General features: G+C 69.1%; 12 protein-coding genes. 8 read left to right on the plus strand and 4 right to left on the minus strand.

The genetic code is table 11. From position 1 onward, the window contains the following. Positions 1-143 precede the first annotated feature (143 nt). Positions 144-956: an SAM-dependent methyltransferase gene (locus tag ACIRGA_RS13380; RefSeq protein WP_400940342.1), complete on the minus strand. Its 813-nt coding sequence runs from the start codon at positions 954-956 to the stop codon at positions 144-146. A gap of 171 nt (positions 957-1,127) precedes the next feature. On the opposite strand from ACIRGA_RS13380, the gene ACIRGA_RS13385 reads away from it, so the two are divergent. From ACIRGA_RS13385 to ACIRGA_RS13405, 5 genes are all read left to right on the plus strand, one after another. Further along, entirely contained in the window at positions 1,128-2,471 is a 1,344-nt protein-coding gene (locus ACIRGA_RS13385; protein ID WP_400940344.1) for a cytochrome P450, read from the plus strand. Between the two features lie 76 nt (positions 2,472-2,547). Then, positions 2,548-3,597, plus strand: coding sequence for an alpha/beta hydrolase (locus ACIRGA_RS13390; protein WP_400940347.1), 1,050 nt, complete (start codon positions 2,548-2,550; stop codon positions 3,595-3,597). Positions 3,598-3,702: 105 nt separating this feature from the next. Next, positions 3,703-5,817, plus strand: a complete 2,115-nt coding sequence (locus ACIRGA_RS13395) for an EAL domain-containing protein (protein ID WP_400940349.1) — start codon at positions 3,703-3,705, stop codon at positions 5,815-5,817. A 103-nt stretch (positions 5,818-5,920) separates the two neighbouring features. Then, entirely contained in the window at positions 5,921-7,504 is a 1,584-nt protein-coding gene (locus ACIRGA_RS13400) for a substrate-binding and VWA domain-containing protein (RefSeq protein ID WP_400940352.1), read from the plus strand. 8 nt (positions 7,505-7,512) lie between these two features. After that, complete coding sequence (locus ACIRGA_RS13405) at positions 7,513-9,258, plus strand: hypothetical protein (protein ID WP_400940354.1); 1,746 nt, start codon at positions 7,513-7,515, stop codon at positions 9,256-9,258. Here the strand turns inward: ACIRGA_RS13405 and ACIRGA_RS13410 are convergent. Beyond that, positions 9,252-9,956, minus strand: coding sequence for a class I SAM-dependent methyltransferase (locus ACIRGA_RS13410; RefSeq protein ID WP_400940357.1), 705 nt, complete (start codon positions 9,954-9,956; stop codon positions 9,252-9,254). The genes ACIRGA_RS13405 and ACIRGA_RS13410 overlap by 7 nt on opposite strands. A 40-nt stretch (positions 9,957-9,996) precedes the next feature. On the opposite strand from ACIRGA_RS13410, the gene ACIRGA_RS13415 reads away from it, so the two are divergent. Then, the gene (locus ACIRGA_RS13415; RefSeq protein ID WP_400940359.1) at positions 9,997-13,938 is read left to right on the plus strand and encodes an alpha-(1->3)-arabinofuranosyltransferase; all 3,942 of its coding nucleotides are present in this window, start codon (positions 9,997-9,999) and stop codon (positions 13,936-13,938) included. Here ACIRGA_RS13415 and ACIRGA_RS13420 read toward each other — a convergent pair. Together ACIRGA_RS13420 and ACIRGA_RS13425 are read right to left on the minus strand one after the other, a co-directional pair. Next, positions 13,906-14,712: a hypothetical protein gene (locus tag ACIRGA_RS13420; RefSeq protein WP_400940362.1), complete on the minus strand. Its 807-nt coding sequence runs from the start codon at positions 14,710-14,712 to the stop codon at positions 13,906-13,908. The genes ACIRGA_RS13415 and ACIRGA_RS13420 overlap by 33 nt on opposite strands. A 255-nt stretch (positions 14,713-14,967) precedes the next feature. After that, positions 14,968-16,167, minus strand: coding sequence for a lipopolysaccharide biosynthesis protein (locus ACIRGA_RS13425; protein WP_400940364.1), 1,200 nt, complete (start codon positions 16,165-16,167; stop codon positions 14,968-14,970). Positions 16,168-16,235: 68 nt separating this feature from the next. Here ACIRGA_RS13425 and ACIRGA_RS13430 point away from each other — a divergent pair, with 68 nt between their 5' ends. After that, positions 16,236-17,927, plus strand: coding sequence for a hypothetical protein (locus ACIRGA_RS13430; protein ID WP_400940367.1), 1,692 nt, complete (start codon positions 16,236-16,238; stop codon positions 17,925-17,927). A 3-nt stretch (positions 17,928-17,930) separates the two neighbouring features. Then, the gene (locus tag ACIRGA_RS13435) at positions 17,931-18,110 is read left to right on the plus strand and encodes a hypothetical protein (protein WP_378245216.1); all 180 of its coding nucleotides are present in this window, start codon (positions 17,931-17,933) and stop codon (positions 18,108-18,110) included. Positions 18,111-18,684 lie beyond the last annotated feature (574 nt).

Here is an 18,684-nt window from a genome sequence, read left to right on the forward strand (position 1 = left end):
GGCGGGGGGGGGGTGCTGGGGGGGGGGGGGTTGGGGTCCCCCCCCCCCCCCCCCCCCCCCCCCCCCCCCACGACTCACCCGCGCCGACCATGCCACGTTTGCCTTACCCCTCAATAACCGTCCTTACCACTCACGAGGTGACCCTACGGTTTCCGGCCCACCCCGGCATACGGCAGCGAGTTGATCTCCGGGTCTTCGGACATGTCGCCGGCGCCCTGGGGGCGCCACATCGCGCAGCCGACGACGCCGGGTTCGAGGACGTCGAATCCCTCGAAGAACGAAAGCACCTGATCGTGGGTCCGGGGGATGGGGTCGTTCTGGGTGCTCTTGTACGCCTCGATGGCCTCGTCGAGGCCGCTCGAATCCGCGTCGGCGGCGACGTGCGAGAGGGCGAGGAAACTGCCGGGGGCCATGCGCTCCCGGTAGCGGGCCAATATCGTGTACGGCTCCCACGAGTCCGGCACGAAATGCAGCAGCAGCAACATGAACAGACCGACCGGCTGGTCGAGATCCAGCAGCTCCCTGGTTTCGGGCGCGTCGAGGATGTCGTTGACGTCGCGGAGATCGGCCTGGATCGCCGCGCACCGGTCGTTGCCGCGCAGCAGCAGTTTGGCGTGTGCCACGGCGACCGATTCGCGGTCGACGTAGACCACCCGGCAGGACGGGTCGATCCGCTGGACGATCTCGTGGAGGTTGCCGACCGTCGGGATGCCGGAGCCGATGTCGAGGAACTGCCGAACCCCGGCCTCCACCATGTGCAGCGCGGCACGCCGCAGGAAGGCGCGGTTGAGCCGGGCCGCGTCGCGGATACCCGGCATGATCTTCAGGATCTGTTCGCCCAGGTCACGATCGGCCTGGAAGTTGTGGTCGCCATTGAGCCAGTAGTCGTAGACCCGGGCGGGATTCGGCACGGTCGTGTCGACCTCGGGAGGCACCCAGCTCAGGTTCGAAGTCACCGTCGTCGCCGCCGTTCGGTTGGGATCCGTTGGGGCACAGAAGTCTAGCGGCCGCGCGAGGCCGGGCCGCCATCGTCCGATCGTGTGGATGTGCGACGGCGGAAGCCTGCCCGCGGCCTCGCGGTCCTAAGGTGACCGGGTTCAGCGTCCAGGCACCGGGAGACGAGCACGATGGCAACACCTCTGGGCGTCCCTGTCGCACCTGGCCGCTGGCCGGTGCTGGGGCATACCGTGCCGATGCTCCGTGACCCGCTGAAACTGTTGTCCTCACTGCGATCGCACGGCGACGTCGTGCGGCTCGACTTCGGGCCGATGCCGGTCTATCTGGTCACGACTCCGGAGCTCGCCTGGCGGTTGCTCGCCGTCGACGCGGGGAAGTTCGACAAAGGCATCGTGTTCGACAAGATGCGGCCGTTGTTCGGCGACGGGCTCGCGACTTCCAACGGTGCCTTCAACCAGCGGCAACGACGGATGATGCTGCCCGCGTTCCAGCGAAGCCGTATCGCGCTCTACGCCGAGACGACGATGACGAAGCTCGCTGTAGACCTTGCCGACGGGTGGAAACCGGGCGAGGTGGTCGAATTCGACCGGCGCATGCAGGACCTCGCGCTGACCATCTCCGGGCGCACGCTGTTCTCCACGGAACTCGGCGACGACGCGCTCACCGAGATCCAGCGGTCGATCCCGATCATGTTGAAGTACGTCATGGTCCGGGCGTTCTCGCCGAAGTTCGTGGAACGCCTGCCGATCCCGGCGAACCGCGAGTTCGACGCGGCGGCCGCGCGGCTGCGGCGGGTCATCGGCGACGCCGTCCTCGAAGCGCGCGGGAAGGGCGGCGACCAGGGCGATCTGCTGTCGATGTTGTTGCTGGCCAAGGACGACGAGACCGGCGAGAAGATGACCGACCGGCAGGTGGAGGACGAGGTCATCACGATCCTCACCACCGGCGCGGAGACCACCGCCGTCGCGCTCGCGTGGTTCTTCCACGAGATCGGGGCACGGCCGGATATCGAGCGCCGCTTCCACGCCGAGGTCGACGAGGTGCTGGACGGCGGGCCCGCGCGCTTCGAGCATCTGCCGCGCCTGGTCTACACACAGCGGATCATCAACGAGGTCGTCCGCCGGACCCCGCCGGTGATCCTGATGCGGCGGGCGCGGGAGGACGTCGAACTCGGCGGTGTGCGCATTCCCTCCGGTACCGAGGTCGCGGTCAGCCAGCACACGCTGCATCGCGATCCGCGCTGGTTCCCCGATCCCGACCGTTTCGATCCGGATCGCTGGGAGCCCGAGCGCGCCGCCGAGCTGCCGAAGGGCGCGTTCATCCCGTTCGGCGCCGGCGCCCGGTTGTGCCCCGGCCATCAGTTCGCCCCCACGGAGATCGCGTTGGTGGCGGCGACGATCGGCGCCCGGTGGCGGCTGGAACCGGTACCGGGCGTGAAGGTCTTTCCCAAGATCAAAGCGACGATGCAGCCGAACCGGTTGCCGATGATCGTCCGGCCGCGAACACAAGCCTGACGGTGAGCGTTCCGTCACCAGGTGTAGGGTTCGTGCTCCTTCCGAGCGTCCCGATTCCGGAGAGGGTTCTGTGAGAATGCCGCTCAAACTGGCCACGGTCGTGGCCGCGTGCTGCGTGCTCCTCGGTGGTTTCCTGGTCGCGGCCCCGGCCGAGGCCGTCGACGTCCGCTGTTCCGATCTGGATCTGCCGGTCACCGGCCCGCTCGGCGAACCCGCCACGGTGCACGGCCGGTTCTGCCTGCCCGAGGGTCCGGCGCCCAAAGCGGTCCAGCTGCTGGTGCACGGCGGCACCTACAACAGCGCTTACTGGGACCTGCCCTACGACCCGGATCGCTATTCGTACCAACGGGACATGGCCAAACACGGCTACGCGACCTTCGCCGCGGATCAGCTCGGTTCGGGCGGGAGCAGTAAACCGCTCAGCCTGCCGCTCCTGCTGCCGGTGCTGGCGCGATCGATGCACGAGGTGGTCGGTCATCTGCGCGCGGGACGGGTCGGCGGCACGTCGTTCGAGAAGGTCGTGATCGTCGGCCATTCGGTCGGTTCGGGCATCGTCGCGGCCGAGGCCTCGACGTATCAGGACGTGGACGGCGTGATCCTCACCGGGATGACGCATCTGCCGTCGGTCCCCGCCCTGACGCTCGGCGTGCTTTTCGGTCTGCAGCCCGCGTTCGCCGACGGGCGGCTCGGTTCACTGGGCAGCGATCCGCTCTATTTCACGACGAAACCGGGAGCGCGTGCCGGACTGTTCTACGCGACGGAAAATTCCGACCCCCTGGTCATCGAAGCGGATGAGGCGACCAAGGATCAGGTTTCGGTCCCGGGAATGGGAACGGTCGCCGTGTTCGGCATCGTGCTGCCCGCGACGAAAGGGATCCGGGTTCCGGTGCTTCAAGCGGTCGGGTCCGAGGACATCCTGATGTGCGGCCTTTTCGCACTTCGGGACTGTTCGAGCGGCGAGACACTGCGTCCGGCGGAAGCGCCGTTCTACCGGCCCGAGGCCGAGCTTTCCACGTATGTTCTGCCCGGTGCCGGACATTCGCTGGCGTTACATCGCAACGCGTCCCAGTATCGGGACGCCACCCGCGATTGGCTGAGGGAAAAGGTCGGTGTTGCAGTACCGTAGGGTGACCACCCGATTGGGTGACGGTTAAACCGTGAGTACGGCTTCAGAATCGTGGAGGATGTATCTCCACCACGGAATACGAAAGCGACCCCAGGACCGGCGGACGTGACTGCCCCACTTCCGGACGGCGATGAGTTCCCCGTATCGCCGGACGCCCCCAAGAGAGCTTCATCCTCCGCGGCACCGAAGCGGAAGAACGCCGCGCCGACCCGCGCCACGCTGGCCCGCAAGTGGGCCTACCTGGTCACCGGTACGGCGTATCTTCCGTATACCCACGCCCAGATCGAAGAGCATTTCGCCGCTCTGCTGGACGAGGTCTTCGAGGCGGTGCTGAGTGAGGACGCCGAGCCCGCGAAGGCCACCGAAGCCGGCGCGCGGCTCGTCGCGCTCAGGTGCGTCGGGCCGGACAGCCTGCGCCGCACGATGGACGTACTCGGCAAGGGGCTCTTGCACGAGCCGGAGTTGCGGAGCGTGAAGTCGCTCCCTGAACGGGTGTTGCAGGTGCTCGGTGCGCTCGCGTCCGGCTACGGCGAGGCGTTGCGCGAGAGCATCCAGACACAGCAAGAGGATCTGAGCCGCACGTTGGTCACGCTCGAACGCGAGACGCGGCGCGAGCTGGTGCTGACCCAGGCGCGTTTCGAGCAGTTGTTCACCGGCTCGGCGACCGGCGTGGCCGTCACCAGGGTCGACGGCCGCGTCCAGCGGGTGAATCCGGCGTTCGCCGAAATGCTGAACCGGCCCGTCGCGGATCTCAGCGGGCTCAACCTCTACGACCTCGTGCACCCGGACGACGCCGACGGCCTGCGCGAGGGCTACCGGAAGCTGCTCGACGGCGAGAGCCAGCGGCTCGAGCTGTCGCGAAGACTCGTGACCGAGGACGAGGAACCGACGTGGGCCGGCTTCACCGGCGCCGTCATCCGGGACCCGGCCGGCGAGGCCCAGCAGTTGATCACCCTGGTCGACGGCGACACGGACGTTTCGTTGCTGCAGCGGCAGCTGAGCCGTCAAGCCCTGCACGACCCGCTGACCGGCCTGCCGAACCGGCAGTGCTTCGGCACCCGCCTCGAACGGGCTTTACGGCACGCCGACCCGTCGTTCGGCGTCACGGTCTATCACCTCGACCTCGACGGTTTCTCCCTGATCGCGGGAGGGCTCGGCCAGAAACAGAGCGACGACCTGTTGAAGAACGTCGCCGCGAAACTGCGGACCGTCGTCGGCGGCGAGGACGCGCTCGTCGCCAGGATCGGCGGCGACGAATTCGGCATCCTCATCCAGAACACCGCGACCAGCCCGGACGTCGCCACCGTCATCGGCATGATCAACCAGGAGCTGTCCGAACCGGTTTACCTCGAGAGCGGCAGTGGTGTCGCGGTTTCGGCCTGTGTCGGCGTCGTGCACCGGCCGCCGAGGGATATCGCGCCGAACGAACTGCTGCGCGTCTCGGATATGACGCTGCGCCGGGCGCAGGCCAACGGCTACCGGCAATGGGCGCTGTCCGACTCGGTGCTCGACAGCAGGGAACGGCACGAGTTCGGCCTCGCCGTCTCCATGGCGGGTGCCTGGGAGACCGGTGAGATCGAGGTCGGCTTCCGGCCGTTGACCTGGCTCGCGGACAGCAGGCCGGCGGGCATCGAGGCGAGGCTTGCGTGGAACCATCCGCGTCACGGCCGGATCGGTCACGACACCTGTGTCCGCTTCGCCGACGAGACCGGCCTCATCGTGCCGCTAGGCGAATGGCTCATCCGCGCCGCCTGCGAGGAATCGGACGACAGGCTCCCGATGGTCGTGGGATTGACGCCGCATCAGGCCGCCGATCCCGATCTCGTCGGATCGGTGCGGAACATCCTGACCGCGACCGGGCTCGGGCCGTCCCGGCTGAGGCTGGGCTTTCCCGCCGACGCCGTGCTCGCGGATCTCGGCGAGACCGTCGACAACCTGCACCTGCTCGCCGAGATCGGGGTGGACGCGGAACTGCAGGGCTTCGGCGCGGGCGGTGACGTCGTCTGCCTGGTCGACGTGCCCGTGCGGACGGTCCGGATCGCTCCCCGGCTCGCGGAGCGGCGGACGGAACCCCTGGCGGGACGGGCGCTGCGGAACCTCATCGACACCGCGACCATGGCGGGTGCGACGGTGATCGCCGAGGGGATCGACTCGACCGGCGACGCGGGATGGTGGCGATCCGCCGGCGCCCACATCGGTGCTGGAAAGTACTTCGGTTAGGCCATTTGCCGCATCGGAAGGCGCTAAGTTACCCGAGGGTTGACGTTCGCGGGCGGATTGGGCAACATCCCAGGTCCTCACCCCGTACCTCGGAGGCAGCCACATGCAGGTAGGCCCGAGGCGTGGCGGGCGGTCCAACGCGCCCGTGGTCGTCTTGAGCCTGTTGCTCGTGATCGCGCTCGGTGCGTGGTGGGGCGTGGACTATCTGCGGGCCCGATTGGCGGGCAACGGTTGTGACGCGCTGACGCCGGTCGAGATCACCGCGGCGCCCGACGTGGCGCCGGTGCTCACGCGGCTCGCGAAGACCGTGCCGCAGGAGGAATGCTTCAGCGTCGACGTGACCGCGAGCGAGTCGGCCAAGACCGCGGATCTGCTCGGGACCACCACCTCCGGCGGGCCCGACGTGTGGGTTCCCGAGTCGAGCACGATGTTGTCGCAGGCCAGGGACGCCGGCGCGTGGAACCTGCCGGAATCCGGTCAGTCGGTGGCGAATTCCCCGGTGGTATTGGGACTTCCCGACGAAACCGCGCGGCGGTTCGGCTGGCCGGGGAGAGCGCCGTCCTGGCAGGAGGTCATCGACGATTCGCCGGTCGGGATCCCGGATCCGGCACGCGACCCGCTCGGCGTCGGCACTCTGCTCGCCCTGCGGAAGCTGACCGAGAAGGAACCCGACCCGGCCGCCGCCTTCACCGCCGCGATGCGGAAGCTGAACCCGGCGCCGGGTCAGTTCCCGGCAGCCTTCCCCGCGACCGAGCAGTCCGCCCTCGCCCGGAACCTGGTGGCGGCCTACCCCGGCGTTCCGGTGCAGGGGTTCGACTATCCGTATGTCGTGCTGCCCAAGGCGTCCGAAGCGTCGAGGACCGCGGCGGAACGCTTTCTGCGGCTGCTGCTCGATCCGCTCGCCGGCACGATCTTCGCCGACGCGGGATTCCGGGCGCCCACCGGTCAGTTCGCCGTGCCGCGGGCGCGGGACGGCCGGACCGATCCGGCACCGCATCCGCCGGGAACGCCGCCGGTGACGGAGCTGTACGCCGCACTGCAGGCCTGGGCGGGGACGAACCTGAGCGCGCGGGTCCAGGTGCTGCTCGACGTCTCCGGTTCGATGGCCGCCGCCGTGCCGGGCACGGGGAAGAGCCGGATGGAACTCACCCTGCAGGCCGCGACACAGGGGCTCGGGCTGTTCAAACCCACTACAGAGCTGGGGTTGTGGCTGTTCTCGACCAAATTGGACGGTGACAAGGACCATCGGGTCCTGTTGCCGATGAAGACGATCGCCGAGCAGAAGTCGTCGGGCGGGGTCGGGCAACTGCAGGCCGTGCGGCCGAAAGCCGGTGGCGCGACGGGGCTCTACGATTCCATCCTCGCCGCGTACCAGAACGCCAGGCAGAACTGGAAACCCGGCCGGATCAACCTGGTCGTCGTCCTCACCGACGGGCGCAACGAGGACAGCGAGACGATCGGGCTGCCCCGGCTGCTGGAGGAACTGGGCGCACTCCAGGATCCGCGGAAACCGTTGCCGGTCATCGGGATCGGCATCGGCCCGGATATCGACGCGTCCGAACTGCGGCAGGTTTCCACCGCCACCGGCGGTGAATCGTTCACCACCCCCGATCCGAGGAAGATCTCGGACGTCTTCTACCAGGCGCTGAGCAAGATCATGTGCCAGCCGCCGACCTGCAAGAATTGAGGCGACCCGTGGTTCTCCGGGGGAAAAGATCTTCGCCGGTCACGCTCGTCGCGCTCGCCGCCGGCGTGATCCCGCTCGCCCTTCACGTGTGGGCAGCGCTGCGTGGCAGCCTCGCGCAGGACGATTTCGTCATCACCTATCACGCCGCGAAGTCGGGCCCGTTCGATTTCGGCTTCTTTTTCCAGGATTACCACGGCCATCTCGCCCCGGGCGGGTTCCTGCTCGCCGACGTGCTGACCGCCTGGGCGCCGTTGAACTTCGCCGTGCTGATGGCGCCGGTCCTGCTGATGCAGGCGGCGGCGTCGGTGTTGCTGTGGGCGGTACTGGTGCGCTGTTTCGGGCGCCGGTGGGGGATTCTCGTCCCGTTCACGATGTTCACGACGTCGGCTCTGCTACTCGTCCCGACGTTGTGGTGGGCGTACGCGATCCAGATCGCGCCCGTGCTGCTGGCGGCCACGGCCGCTCTGCACGCGCACGTGCGGTATCTCGCCGACGGCGGCCGCTGGGCGGTCGCCACCGTGGCCTGGACCGTCTTCGGGCTCGCCTTTTACGAAAAGGCGGTGTTCATCCCGGTGCTGATCGCCGGGATCACCGTGCTGCTCGGGGTTTCCCTGCGTCGCCACCTCGTGCTGATGGGGGTCCTCGCCGCCGTCCTCGCGGGCTACGCCGCCGTTTTTCTGGCGTTGACCACGAGTCAGGTCGGGCAGGGCGGTGGCCCGGTCACCGTCGGCACGGTCGCGGACATGACGGGCCGGATGCTCGGTGACACCCTGATCCCCGGAATGGTGGGCGGGCCTTGGTCCGGGCCGGGGCCCGGCGCGACCTTCGCCGCTTCCCCCGTCGTGGTAAGGATCGCGCTGCTCCTCGCAGCCGTCGCGGTCCTGGTCGCCGGGATTCGCGTGGGCGGGCTTCGGGCCCGGAAAGCTTGGCTGCTGCTGGGCTTGGTGTTCGTCGCGGACATCGGGCTTTCGGCGGCCACCAGGCTCACCGAGGTCGGCCCGGAGCTCGGCAGCGACCCCCGCTACGTAGCTGATCTGACGCTCGTCGTCGCGCTGTGCCTCGCATTCGCCTTCCTGGAACCCAAACCGCTCGACCGGCCTTCGGATCCCGTGCCGTCGCCGGCGAAACGCCCGTTCGCCCTGGTGTTGTGCCTCGCCTTGATCGCGAGTTCCGCCGTGGGCTTCTCCCGGCTGGCACCCGGACTACGGTTCGAACATTCCCGGGAGTTCCTCGCCAACGCGCGGGCCTCGATCGCACGGGACCCCGACCTCGTCCTGTTCGACACGGCCGTGCCGAACGACGTCCTGCACGGCTGGTTCGGGGAAAACGCCCGCGCCTCACGGGTGGTCGGCCTGATCCCGGGTTTCCTGTTCGACCAGCCGACGAGCCGGATGTCCCTTTTGGACGATTCGGGCACCGCGAGGACGATCACCGGTGTGGAACCGGTTTCCCGCGGCCTGCCCGGCCCGGTCGCTGGCTGCGGGTACACCGTCGGCGAGCAACTGGTCCGCGTTCCGTTGGACACGCCCGTTCTCGGCCGGTACCTGCTGCGGATCGACTACTTCACCTCGGATGGCGGCGAAGGGTTCGTCGACCGCGACGGGACCCGTGTGCCGGTGTGGTTCCAGCCCGGTCTGCACACGATGTACCTGCCGATCGAGGGGCTGTTCGACAAGATCGGTTTTCAGTTGTCCGCCAAGGGAGCTCCCGTCTGTCTCGCCAAGGTCGACGTCGGCAAGCCGCTCACTCAGTAAGGGTCGTACGGGCTGTCGTGGCCGAAGATCTTCGCGACGGGGGCCAGACGCAGCCGCAGCAGGATCTTGATCCCGACGTTGCGCAGGAACCACGGCATCTGGGCGAGCACACGCAGCCTGTCCTTCGCCGAGGGCGGGGCGAGCCGGAACCGGGCCAGCGACGTCGCGCGGTCGAGATAGGTGTAGCGCCGTCCGAAGAGGACTTTCGCGATCGTGCCCAAGGTGACACCGATCGAGGAAAAGCAGTCGTGGACCAGGATTTCCCCACCGTCGACCAGGTTCGCCGACCAGCGCAGGTCGTCGGTGTAGGTCCAGTAGTCGTGTTTGCCGTCGATGTAGAGCAACTGGATCGGGCGATCCCAGCGTGGACGGAGCTTCGTGCTGTACTCCGCGACGAGCTCGACGACGTCCTCGACGCCCGCCTTTCTCAGGTTCGCCTCGAACCGTTGGCGCGTCGGCGATCCGCCGAAGAGCCGTCCGTCGACGAACGGGTCGACGGCGACCACCCGCGCCCCGACCGTGCGGGCGGCGCTCGCGAGCACGATCGTCGAACGGCCTTGGTGACTGCCGATTTCGACGATGAGGTCGCCCTTGTCGAGCCGGCAGGCCGCGTTCCACAAGGTGAGGCCCTGATCCCGCGTCATCCAGCCCTTGACGGGTTCGGCGAGCGACCACGCTTCTTCGAAACCGTCTGTCATAGGGCGCATAGTAGCCACGTTTCCGCCTAGTATCTACCGGATGGTAACCCCCGGCGCGCTCGTGAAGAGGCCGAGCACGTGGATCGTGCTGGCGCTTACCGTGCTGTCCTTTGTGCAGCGTCCCGGCAGGACGACCTTCGACACGAAACTCGACCTCGCCGTGGATCCGCTGGCCTTCCTCGGCAGGGCGCTGCACCTGTGGAATCCCCAGGCGACGGCGGGGGAGCTGCAGAACCAGGCCTACGGCTACCTGTTCCCGATGGGGCCGTTCTTCGCGGTGTGCCAAGCCGTCGGCGTTCCGGTGTGGATCGCGCAGCGGCTGTGGTGCGCGATCCTGCTGTCGGTCGCGTTCGGGGGCGCCCTGCTGGTGGCCCGCGCGCTGAAAATGGGGAACGAACGGACTCGGCTGATCGGAGCAGTCGGTTACGCCCTCGCGCCGAGGATGGTCACCGAAATCGGGTCGTTGTCCTCGGAAATGCTGCCCGCCGTCCTGCTGCCGTGGGTGCTGCTGCCGCTGATCCTCGCCGATCGCATCGGCTCGCCGCGCCGTGCGGCCGGGTTGTCCGCGCTCGCCGTGCTGTGCATGGGCGGGATCAACGGCGCCATGGTCGTGATGGCGCTCGTCCTCCCGGGGTTGTGGTTGCTGACCCGGAAATGGCGGAGTACGCACGTCGCGCTGGTCATCTGGTGGTTCGTCTTCGTCGTCGGCGTGGTGCTGTGGTGGTTCCTGCCGCTGGTGTTGCTCGGTCAGTACAGCCTGCCGTTCCTCGACTACATCGAATCCGCGACGAACACCACGGCGCCGATGTCGTTGTTCGAGGTGCTGCGCGGCACGAACCAGTGGGTCGCCTACGTCGTGCAGGGCACGCCGTGGTGGCCGTCGGGCTGGGCGCTGATCGACAATCCCGTGCTGATGGCGGCCACCGGGCTGGTGGCCGCGGTCGGGCTGTTCGGCCTCGCGCGGCGTGGGCTGCCCGAACGGCGTTTCCTGGTGCTCGGCGTGCTGACCGGGCTGACGCTGCTGACCGTCGGCTACGTCGGGACGCTCGACAGCCCGCTGGCGGAACCCGTGCGGCATCTGCTCGACGGCCCGCTCGCGCCGCTGCGGAACGTGCACAAATTCGAGCCGGTGCTGCGGCTGCCGCTGATGCTGGCGTTCGTGCACGGCATCACAGGGCATGGCATCACGAGCGCCGCGCCCGCGGTGCGACGGAATCTGCGTCCCGCGCTGGGCGCCCTGCTGGTCGTGGCGATGGCCGCACCGGTGTGGCTGCTGACGTTGCGGCCGGGGCCGGGCTGGGACGAGGTGCCCGGCTATTGGTACGACGCGATGGGGTACGTCGCCAAGACCGACGCGACGGCGCGCACGTTGCTGCTGCCCGCGACCGGGTTCGGCGAGTACGACTGGGGCCGCACCGTGGACGAACCGGCGCAGGCCATCGCGGACAGCCCGTGGGCGGTGCGCAACCAGGTCCCGCTGGGTTCGGAGGGCAACACCCGCCTGATGGACTCGGTCGACGCCGCTTTGGCCGACGGCAGAGGGGATCCCGGGCTCGCCGCGCTGCTCGCGCGGTCGGGCTACCGGTTCCTGATGCTGCGCGGCGACATCGACCGCGCCAAGGTCGGCGCGCCCAATTTCACGACGTTGCGCGCCGGGCTGGCGGGATCGCCGGGAATCGAGAAGTCGGCCCAATTCGGGCCGCTGGAGATCTTCGAGGTGAAACGGCCGGTTCCGCTCGTCTCCGCGACGTCCACGAAGGACGTCCCGACGGTGAGCGGCGGGCCGGAGAACCTGCTGCCGCTGATGAACTCCGGCCAGCTCGACCCCGGCACGCCGACGGTGCTGACCGGGGACGGCGGTTCGCCGTCCGGGCCGAGGCTGGTCACCGACGGGCTGCGCCGCGCCGAACGCAACGTCGGCGGCGTGCGGGACAACCTGAGCCAGACCCTGACCGCCGGGGAATCGGCGCGGCAGCAACGAGCCGCGCTGGACGTCCTGCCGTTTCCGGGCGAGCAGCACCAGACCGTGGCCGCGTACCGGGGGATCCGGTCGGTCACGGCGTCGACGGCGGCGTCGTTCGCGGACGCTTTCGGCGGCTCGGATCCGAGCCATCAGCCGTTCGCCGCGCTGGACGGGGATCCGCGCACCGCCTGGCATTCGTCGAGTTTCACCGGCCCGATCGGGGAATGGCTCGAAGTCGAACTCGATACGCCGAGGCTGGTGAACTCGGTCGATCTCGCCATGGTCGACGACATCCGCGTCGGCTGGCCGCCGACCCGGATCCGGATCACCACGGACAACGGTTCCGTCGATCATCAGGTCGTCCGGGGTGAAGGGGCGCACACCTATCCGGTGCCGGCGGGGGTGACGCGCAAGGTGCGGATCACGTTGCTGTCGCTCGTGGTCGGCAGGCAGGACGGGAACGTCGGGATCTCGGACCTGAAGATCCCCGGCGTGGAACCGCAACGCGCGCTGGAAGTCCCCGCCGATCTCGGGGCTGGCACGGCTCCGGGGTTCGCGTTCACGCGCGGGCAGCAACCGAGGTACGCGTGTGTGCCCCTCCGCTGCGATGCCAACGCCGCGCGCGACGGGGAGGAACCGGAGGGAATCCGGCGGCTGTTCTCCACGACGTCGCAGAGCGCTTACGAATTCGGCGGCACCGTGCTGCCCGCCGGTGGTGGCCGCTTCCCGGTGGCCTTGCCGGGCGTGCAGGTGTCGGCGACTTCGCAACTGGGCGGAGATCCGTCCGCGAGCGCGTTCGCGGCGGTGGACGGGAATCCCGCGACCGCCTGGCAGCCCGACGTCACCGATCTGCGGCCGACGTTGACCCTGGACTGGGCGAAACCCCAGACGATCTCGGGGATCCGCGTCGCCGCCGGCCAGGGCGCTCCCGCGCGGTTGGAACTGACCACACCGACGTCGAGCCGTTCCGTCGAACTCGACGCCTCCGGTGCGGCGACCTTCCCGCCCTTGGACACCTCGCAGCTGAAGATCGCGTTCGCCGGCCTCGACGACGACCAGCGGACCCGGAACTCGCTCGGAATCGGGAGTCTTTCCTTGACCGGTGCGGAACTTCCCGCTCCGGCCGCGGAATTCACCCTGCCCTGCGGATCGGGTCCGAACGTCCGCCTGGACGGCCTCGGCTACGACACGTCCGTGCGCGGCACGCTCGCCGACTTCATCGCGCACCGGCCGTTGACGCTCTCCGCGTGTCCCGATTCGGCGGGCGGCGTCGACCTGGCTGCGGGCGGACACGAACTGCGGACCGACCGTTCCGAATCCTTTGTGGTGCAAGACCTCTGGCTCAAACCCGTCGGCAGGGCCGCTTCGCCCGCCGCGCATCGCGCCGTCACGGTGGAGTCCTGGGACGCGACCTCCCGATCGGTCACCGTGGCGGGTGGCGACGAGTCCATTTTGGCCGTTCCGGAGAACGCGAACGCGGGCTGGACCGCTTCGCTGAACGGGACTCCGCTGGTGAAGACGCGCGTCGACGGCTGGCAGCAGGCATGGATCCTGCCTGCCGGTTCCGGTGGTGTCGTGCAACTGGAGTTCACACCGGACTGGAAGTACCGCTCCGGCCTGCTGATCGGCACGGTCGCGATCCTGCTGGTGCTGATCGGCACGCTGTGGCCCGTCCGCCGGCGACGCGTCTCCGTCGAGGCGGGCTCCGGTGTCGCCGTCCCGGTGGTGCTCATCGGACTGCTGGCCGTCCTGGGCGGAATGCTGCCGATCGTGCTGCTGATCGCCGTCCTGCTGGCCCGCCAGTTCAGCGAACGCGCGCCGCGGTATCTCGCTTTCGGCGGGATGGTCGTGGGAACGCTCGTCGCGGTGGCGGGGCGGCTGCTGGGGCACGGGCAGGAGTGGGCTTATGGTCCGGTGACACAGGCTTCGCTGCTGCTGGCGGCGGCGGCGATGGTGGCGATGTGCTTGCCTTGGTTCGCCGGCCGCTCACCCGATCCGGACGTCGGGCCGCGGTCGTAGACGAGCGCTGTCCAGCGCCGCCCGGAGCTCGGCCGCGACCTTGTCCGGTTCCGAACGCAGTCGTGAGGGCAAGGTCTGGAGCACCACGATCCCGGCCGCGGCATAGCGCGCGTTGCGGGCGAGTGTGCGGCGGAAGCCGTCGGTTCCCGCGTGGTGCCCGAGGGAATCGATTTCCCAGGCGAAGCCCAGCTCGTCGCACCAGCCGTCCGGCTGTGCGATGTAGCCGCCGTTCGCGTCGAAGATCTTGACGTTCCATCGGCATTCGGGCAGATCCGACCGTTGCCAGAGACGCCAGGCGTCGACCTCGGCGACCGACCGGGCGCCGCCCAGGATCGGAAGGAGCGTGGTTCGCAACGACTCCGTGCCCGTCCGTCGGCCTTCCTCGAGTTCGTCGGCGAGTGCCTCTGGCAAGCAGTAGCCTCGCTGGACGGCTTCGGACATCATCGCCGTGATCGCGTCCTTGTGCGGTGTCCTCCGCGCCGCGTCGATCACCGCGCGGGGAACCGGAGCGGTCGCGACTCCGGACCGTGGCCGGGGTTTCGGCAGGCGGCGTGACCGTTCGACGTGGACGAAACCGCTGTCGGAGACCGAGCGTTCCGCCGGAACGAGCACGTGGACCTCCTCGGTGTCCGGGAGGTTGCGCAGCCCGTAGCGCTCCAACGCGCGTACACCGGTCAGGATCGAGTCGGTGCCGGAATGCAGGAGTGCGGCGTTGATCTTCTGTTCGTCAGTGGGTTCGCCGTTCTGGAGCAGCACGACGCCGGGCAGCAGCATCCGCCACTGCCCTCCCTGCCGACACCGTCGCGAGATCGTGCTTCGCGATACTCCGATGGCCTCGAGTTGCTTCGCCGTGATCACCGACGGACTGCCGACGATCAGTGGGTGGCGTGCCCAATCTCCTCTACGCACTGGAGCAGCATGGAGTCGATCACCGACAGAACCCGGCGCCCCGACTTCATGACCGGACCTTTCATGCGCGACCGTGTGGATTTTGGTGCGTTAGATGACCAGAAATCCACACAGTGCCCGTCAACTCCGCCGCGACCGCAGCTCCAACACCGCGCCGGACAGCGCCAAACCCCCAGCACAGCAAGCAGCGACAGTCACCACCTGAGCGGCCGACGAGTGCAGCCAAGTGGTCACCAGCACCGTCTCCACGACGACGGTCGCCCACATCAGCACGGTCACCCGCCGGTCGCCGGCGGCGAGGCGCGAGAACAGCAGGATCTGGACCAGCGCGAGCATCGAGCCGGCGAGGGCGAACGGCCAGACCGGCATGGTGCTGGCGGCGTAGCCGGAGCCGCCGATGAACGAGAGCAAGCGTGGGCCGACGACCAGCGAAACAAGGAGCACGACGGCGTCGAGGGCGGCGCAGACGGCCAGGGCGGCGGGCAGGATGCGGCGCCGGTCGTCGCCGTTCGCGAACCGGGGGAGCACCAGGACACCGACGGCTTGGGGGAGCCAGTAGGCGATTTTCGTGACGATCGCGCCGAGCGCGTATTCGCCTGCCTCGGTCGCGGGGAGGGTGTGGCGCGCCAGCACGAGGTCGAGGTTCACCAGCAGGACCAGCGCCAGCATCGCCTGAGCCGCGTGCAGGACCTCGCCCGCCTGCCGTCCCGCCTTGCGTGGCCGCGGCCGTCCACAGAGGACCCAGCCGCAGAAGATCACCAGGTACGAGCCGATCGCGGTGCCCGCCAGCGCGCCGGTGGCGTCGCCGCCGATCAGGAGCCCGATCAGCGACCCGCCGACCTTGCCCGCGCCTTCGAGCGACATGAGACCGGCCAGCAGCGCGAACCGGCCACTGCCCTGCAGCAGGCCGTGGAACAGGCCGAGCAGCGTGAGCGGCCCGAGTGTGACGGCGAGCAGCAGCGCGGGCACCACGGAATCCAGGTGCAGCACGAAGACCAGCACCGGCGCGAGAATCAGGCCGATCGCCGCGACGATGGCGCTCGTCGTGAGGCCGAGCGCCAGAAGTGTCCCGCTGTCCTGTGGCTTGCGGGCCACCCGCAGCGCGACCACGGTTTGCAGCCCCATCGCGGGTACGACGCCGATCACCAGCACCGCGAGCAGCGAGCTCAGCTCCCCGAACGCGCTCGGCGCGAGCAGCCGGGCGGCGATGATGCTCAGCGCGTAGGCGCCGGCGTTGTTCGCGGCCAGCGCGAGGGAAACGAGGATCGCCGCGACACGCTTGTCGGTCCTGGTCTGTTCGACCTCGACGTCTACGCTCAACGGAGCTCCCATTACCGGCGAGTAATCGAGCGACCATAACCGCGATCGAGGCGGAAAGGGAAGGGCACTTGGACGCACGGCGCGATCGTCTTGTCCTGGCCGCGGTGTCGGCTGGGCTGGCGTTGCTGGTGTTCGCGCCGATGCTCGGCCGCGGCTTCGTCTTGAGCTACGACATGGTGTTCGCCCAGCGTCAGTCCCTGGTCCCGGACGCGCTCGGGCTCGGTTCCGCGCTGCCTCGGTCGGTCCCCGCCGACGCCGTGATCGCGCTCGCGACCGCCGTCGTTCCCGGCGATGTCGTCCAGAAAATCGTCCTGCTGCTGTCGCTGTTCCTTGCGGCATACGGCGCAGGACGGCTGGTCCCGACGGAGCAACTCGGTACGCGGATCGTCGCGGCCACCGGCTACGCGTGGACGGCCTATTTCGCGGAGCGGTTGTTCATCGGCCATTGGCCGCTCCTGCTCACCTACGCCTGTCTCCCGTGGATCGTGCGCGCCGCGCTTTCCCTGCGCCGGAACGAACCGAGGGCGCTCGCGCGGCTGGTGCTCGCCTGCGCCCCGGCGGTACTCACCCCGCCCGGCGGAGTGCTGGCCGCGCTCACCGCGATCGCGCTGGCCGGACCTCGAAAACTCGGCCACACCCTCGGCGTCGCCCTCGTGCTCAACCTGCCGTGGCTCGTCCCGGCCCTCCTGCACGACGGCGGCACGCTGTCCGACCCCGCCGGGGTGGCCGCGTTCAGCGCCCGCGCGGAAAGCTGGGGCCCGGCCGTCCTGAGCGTGCTCGGGCTCGGCGGGATCTGGAACGGCGACGTCGTCCCCGGCAGCCGGGGCGCGCCGATGGCGCCGGTGCTGATCCTCGTCACGGTCGCCGTGGCCTTGGCCGGGCTCCGCCCGCTGGCGCGAAAGTGGGGCAAACCGCCGGCGAGAGCGTTGCTGCTGCTGGGAGTTCTCGGTGTCGTGCTCGCCGCGCTGGCGACCCTGCCGTTCGGCGAGCCCGTGCTGTCCTGGGCGATGGGTCACGTTCCCGGCGCGGGACTGCTGCGGGACGCGCAGAAATGGGTGGCCTGGTGGGCGCTGCCGGTCGCGCTCGGGTTCGCGCTCTCGATCGAAGCCGCGGCCGCCCGCCTGCGGACCGGGGCGGCGCGCGGGGCGCTCGTCGCCGCCGCCGCGCTTTTTCCCTTGCTCACCATGCCCGATCTCGCCTGGGGTGGCTGGGGAAGGCTCGAAGCGGTCCGCTACCCGGACGACTGGAACGCCGTCCACCGCGTGCTCGCGGAAGACGACCGCCCCGGCGACGTCGTCGCGCTGCCGTTGTCCACGTTCCGGAGTTTCGCCTGGAACGACCACCGGACCCAGCTGGACCCGGCGCCGCGGGCGCTGCCCGAGACCGTCCTCGTCGACGACACGCTGCGGGTCGGCGACGAAGTGATCTCCGGCGAGGATTCCAGAATGGACCGTGTCCGCGCGGCGAAGTCGCCGCAAGACCTTTCGGCGGCGGGAATCGGCTGGATCCTGGTCGAACACGGGACGCCGGGCCGGGTCGACCCGCGGTTGCTGACCGGCGCGGAACCGGTGTGGTCCGGTGATTGGCTCACGCTTTACCGCACTCCCGGTGAGCCCGTCGTGACCGGGACGCGATCATCGATGCCCGTGGTGCTTGCAAACGGAGTAGCGCTGCTATCGATCGCCGCCGCACTGTTGTGCCTCAAGTTACCGATGCGTACATTGAGCCGACGCAGGAATTCCCTGTCGCGGAAGGAGTAGGTCTTGGGCACCCTCATCGGCGCGGCCGCAGCCGTCATCATCGGGCTCGCAACGGCCGCAGGGGGGAGTTACGCGCTGACGAACTCCGCCGATCCGGACGCCGCACCCCAGGTGCAGGCGAAGATCAAGGAGCAGTTCAACCCGAACTCGAGCCCCGAGAACGTCATTTACGGCAACCGCTGAGCCGGTGTCCGAGCTCGCTTCCGACCACGCCGGCCGGGTCGTCGGGCTCTACGGCGACCCCACCGTTTCCTGGAGCATCCTCCTGGAAGCGAGGCTGTCTTCGGTACTGACGCCGGAAAAGGCGCGGATGCGGCTGGCGGTCGCGGTCGAGGAACGGCCGTGGCTCGGCGCCGCTCCGGACGTCGAAGCCGTTCCCGGCAAAGAACTTCCGGCGGTCCGTGACCGGTTCGCCGAGGCGTCGTACGAACGCGGTGCGCCGTTGCTCCGGGTCGCGGTCGGCGTCGACGAACCGGTGGTGCTGATCGCCGCGCACCACGGCGCGCTCGACGGGCTGGGCCTGCTCGCCATCCTCGGGCTGGCCCTCGACATCCCGATCTCGTCCGCCGCCAAGGGAATCGGCACCCGTACGGCGGATCGGTCGTTTCTCGTCTCCGCCTTCCACAGGCTCGCCGAAGCGCTTTTCGCGCCTCCTGCCAGGATCACCCCGGAACGGGCCGAAACTGGCCCAGGGGACGTTTTCAGCGCCAGGATCCTGCCTCGCTCACGGTTCGGGTCCTCCGCTTTCGCGGCGGCC

Source organism: Amycolatopsis sp. NPDC102389 (genome assembly GCF_044765885.1).
Lineage (GTDB): Bacteria > Actinomycetota > Actinomycetes > Mycobacteriales > Pseudonocardiaceae > Amycolatopsis.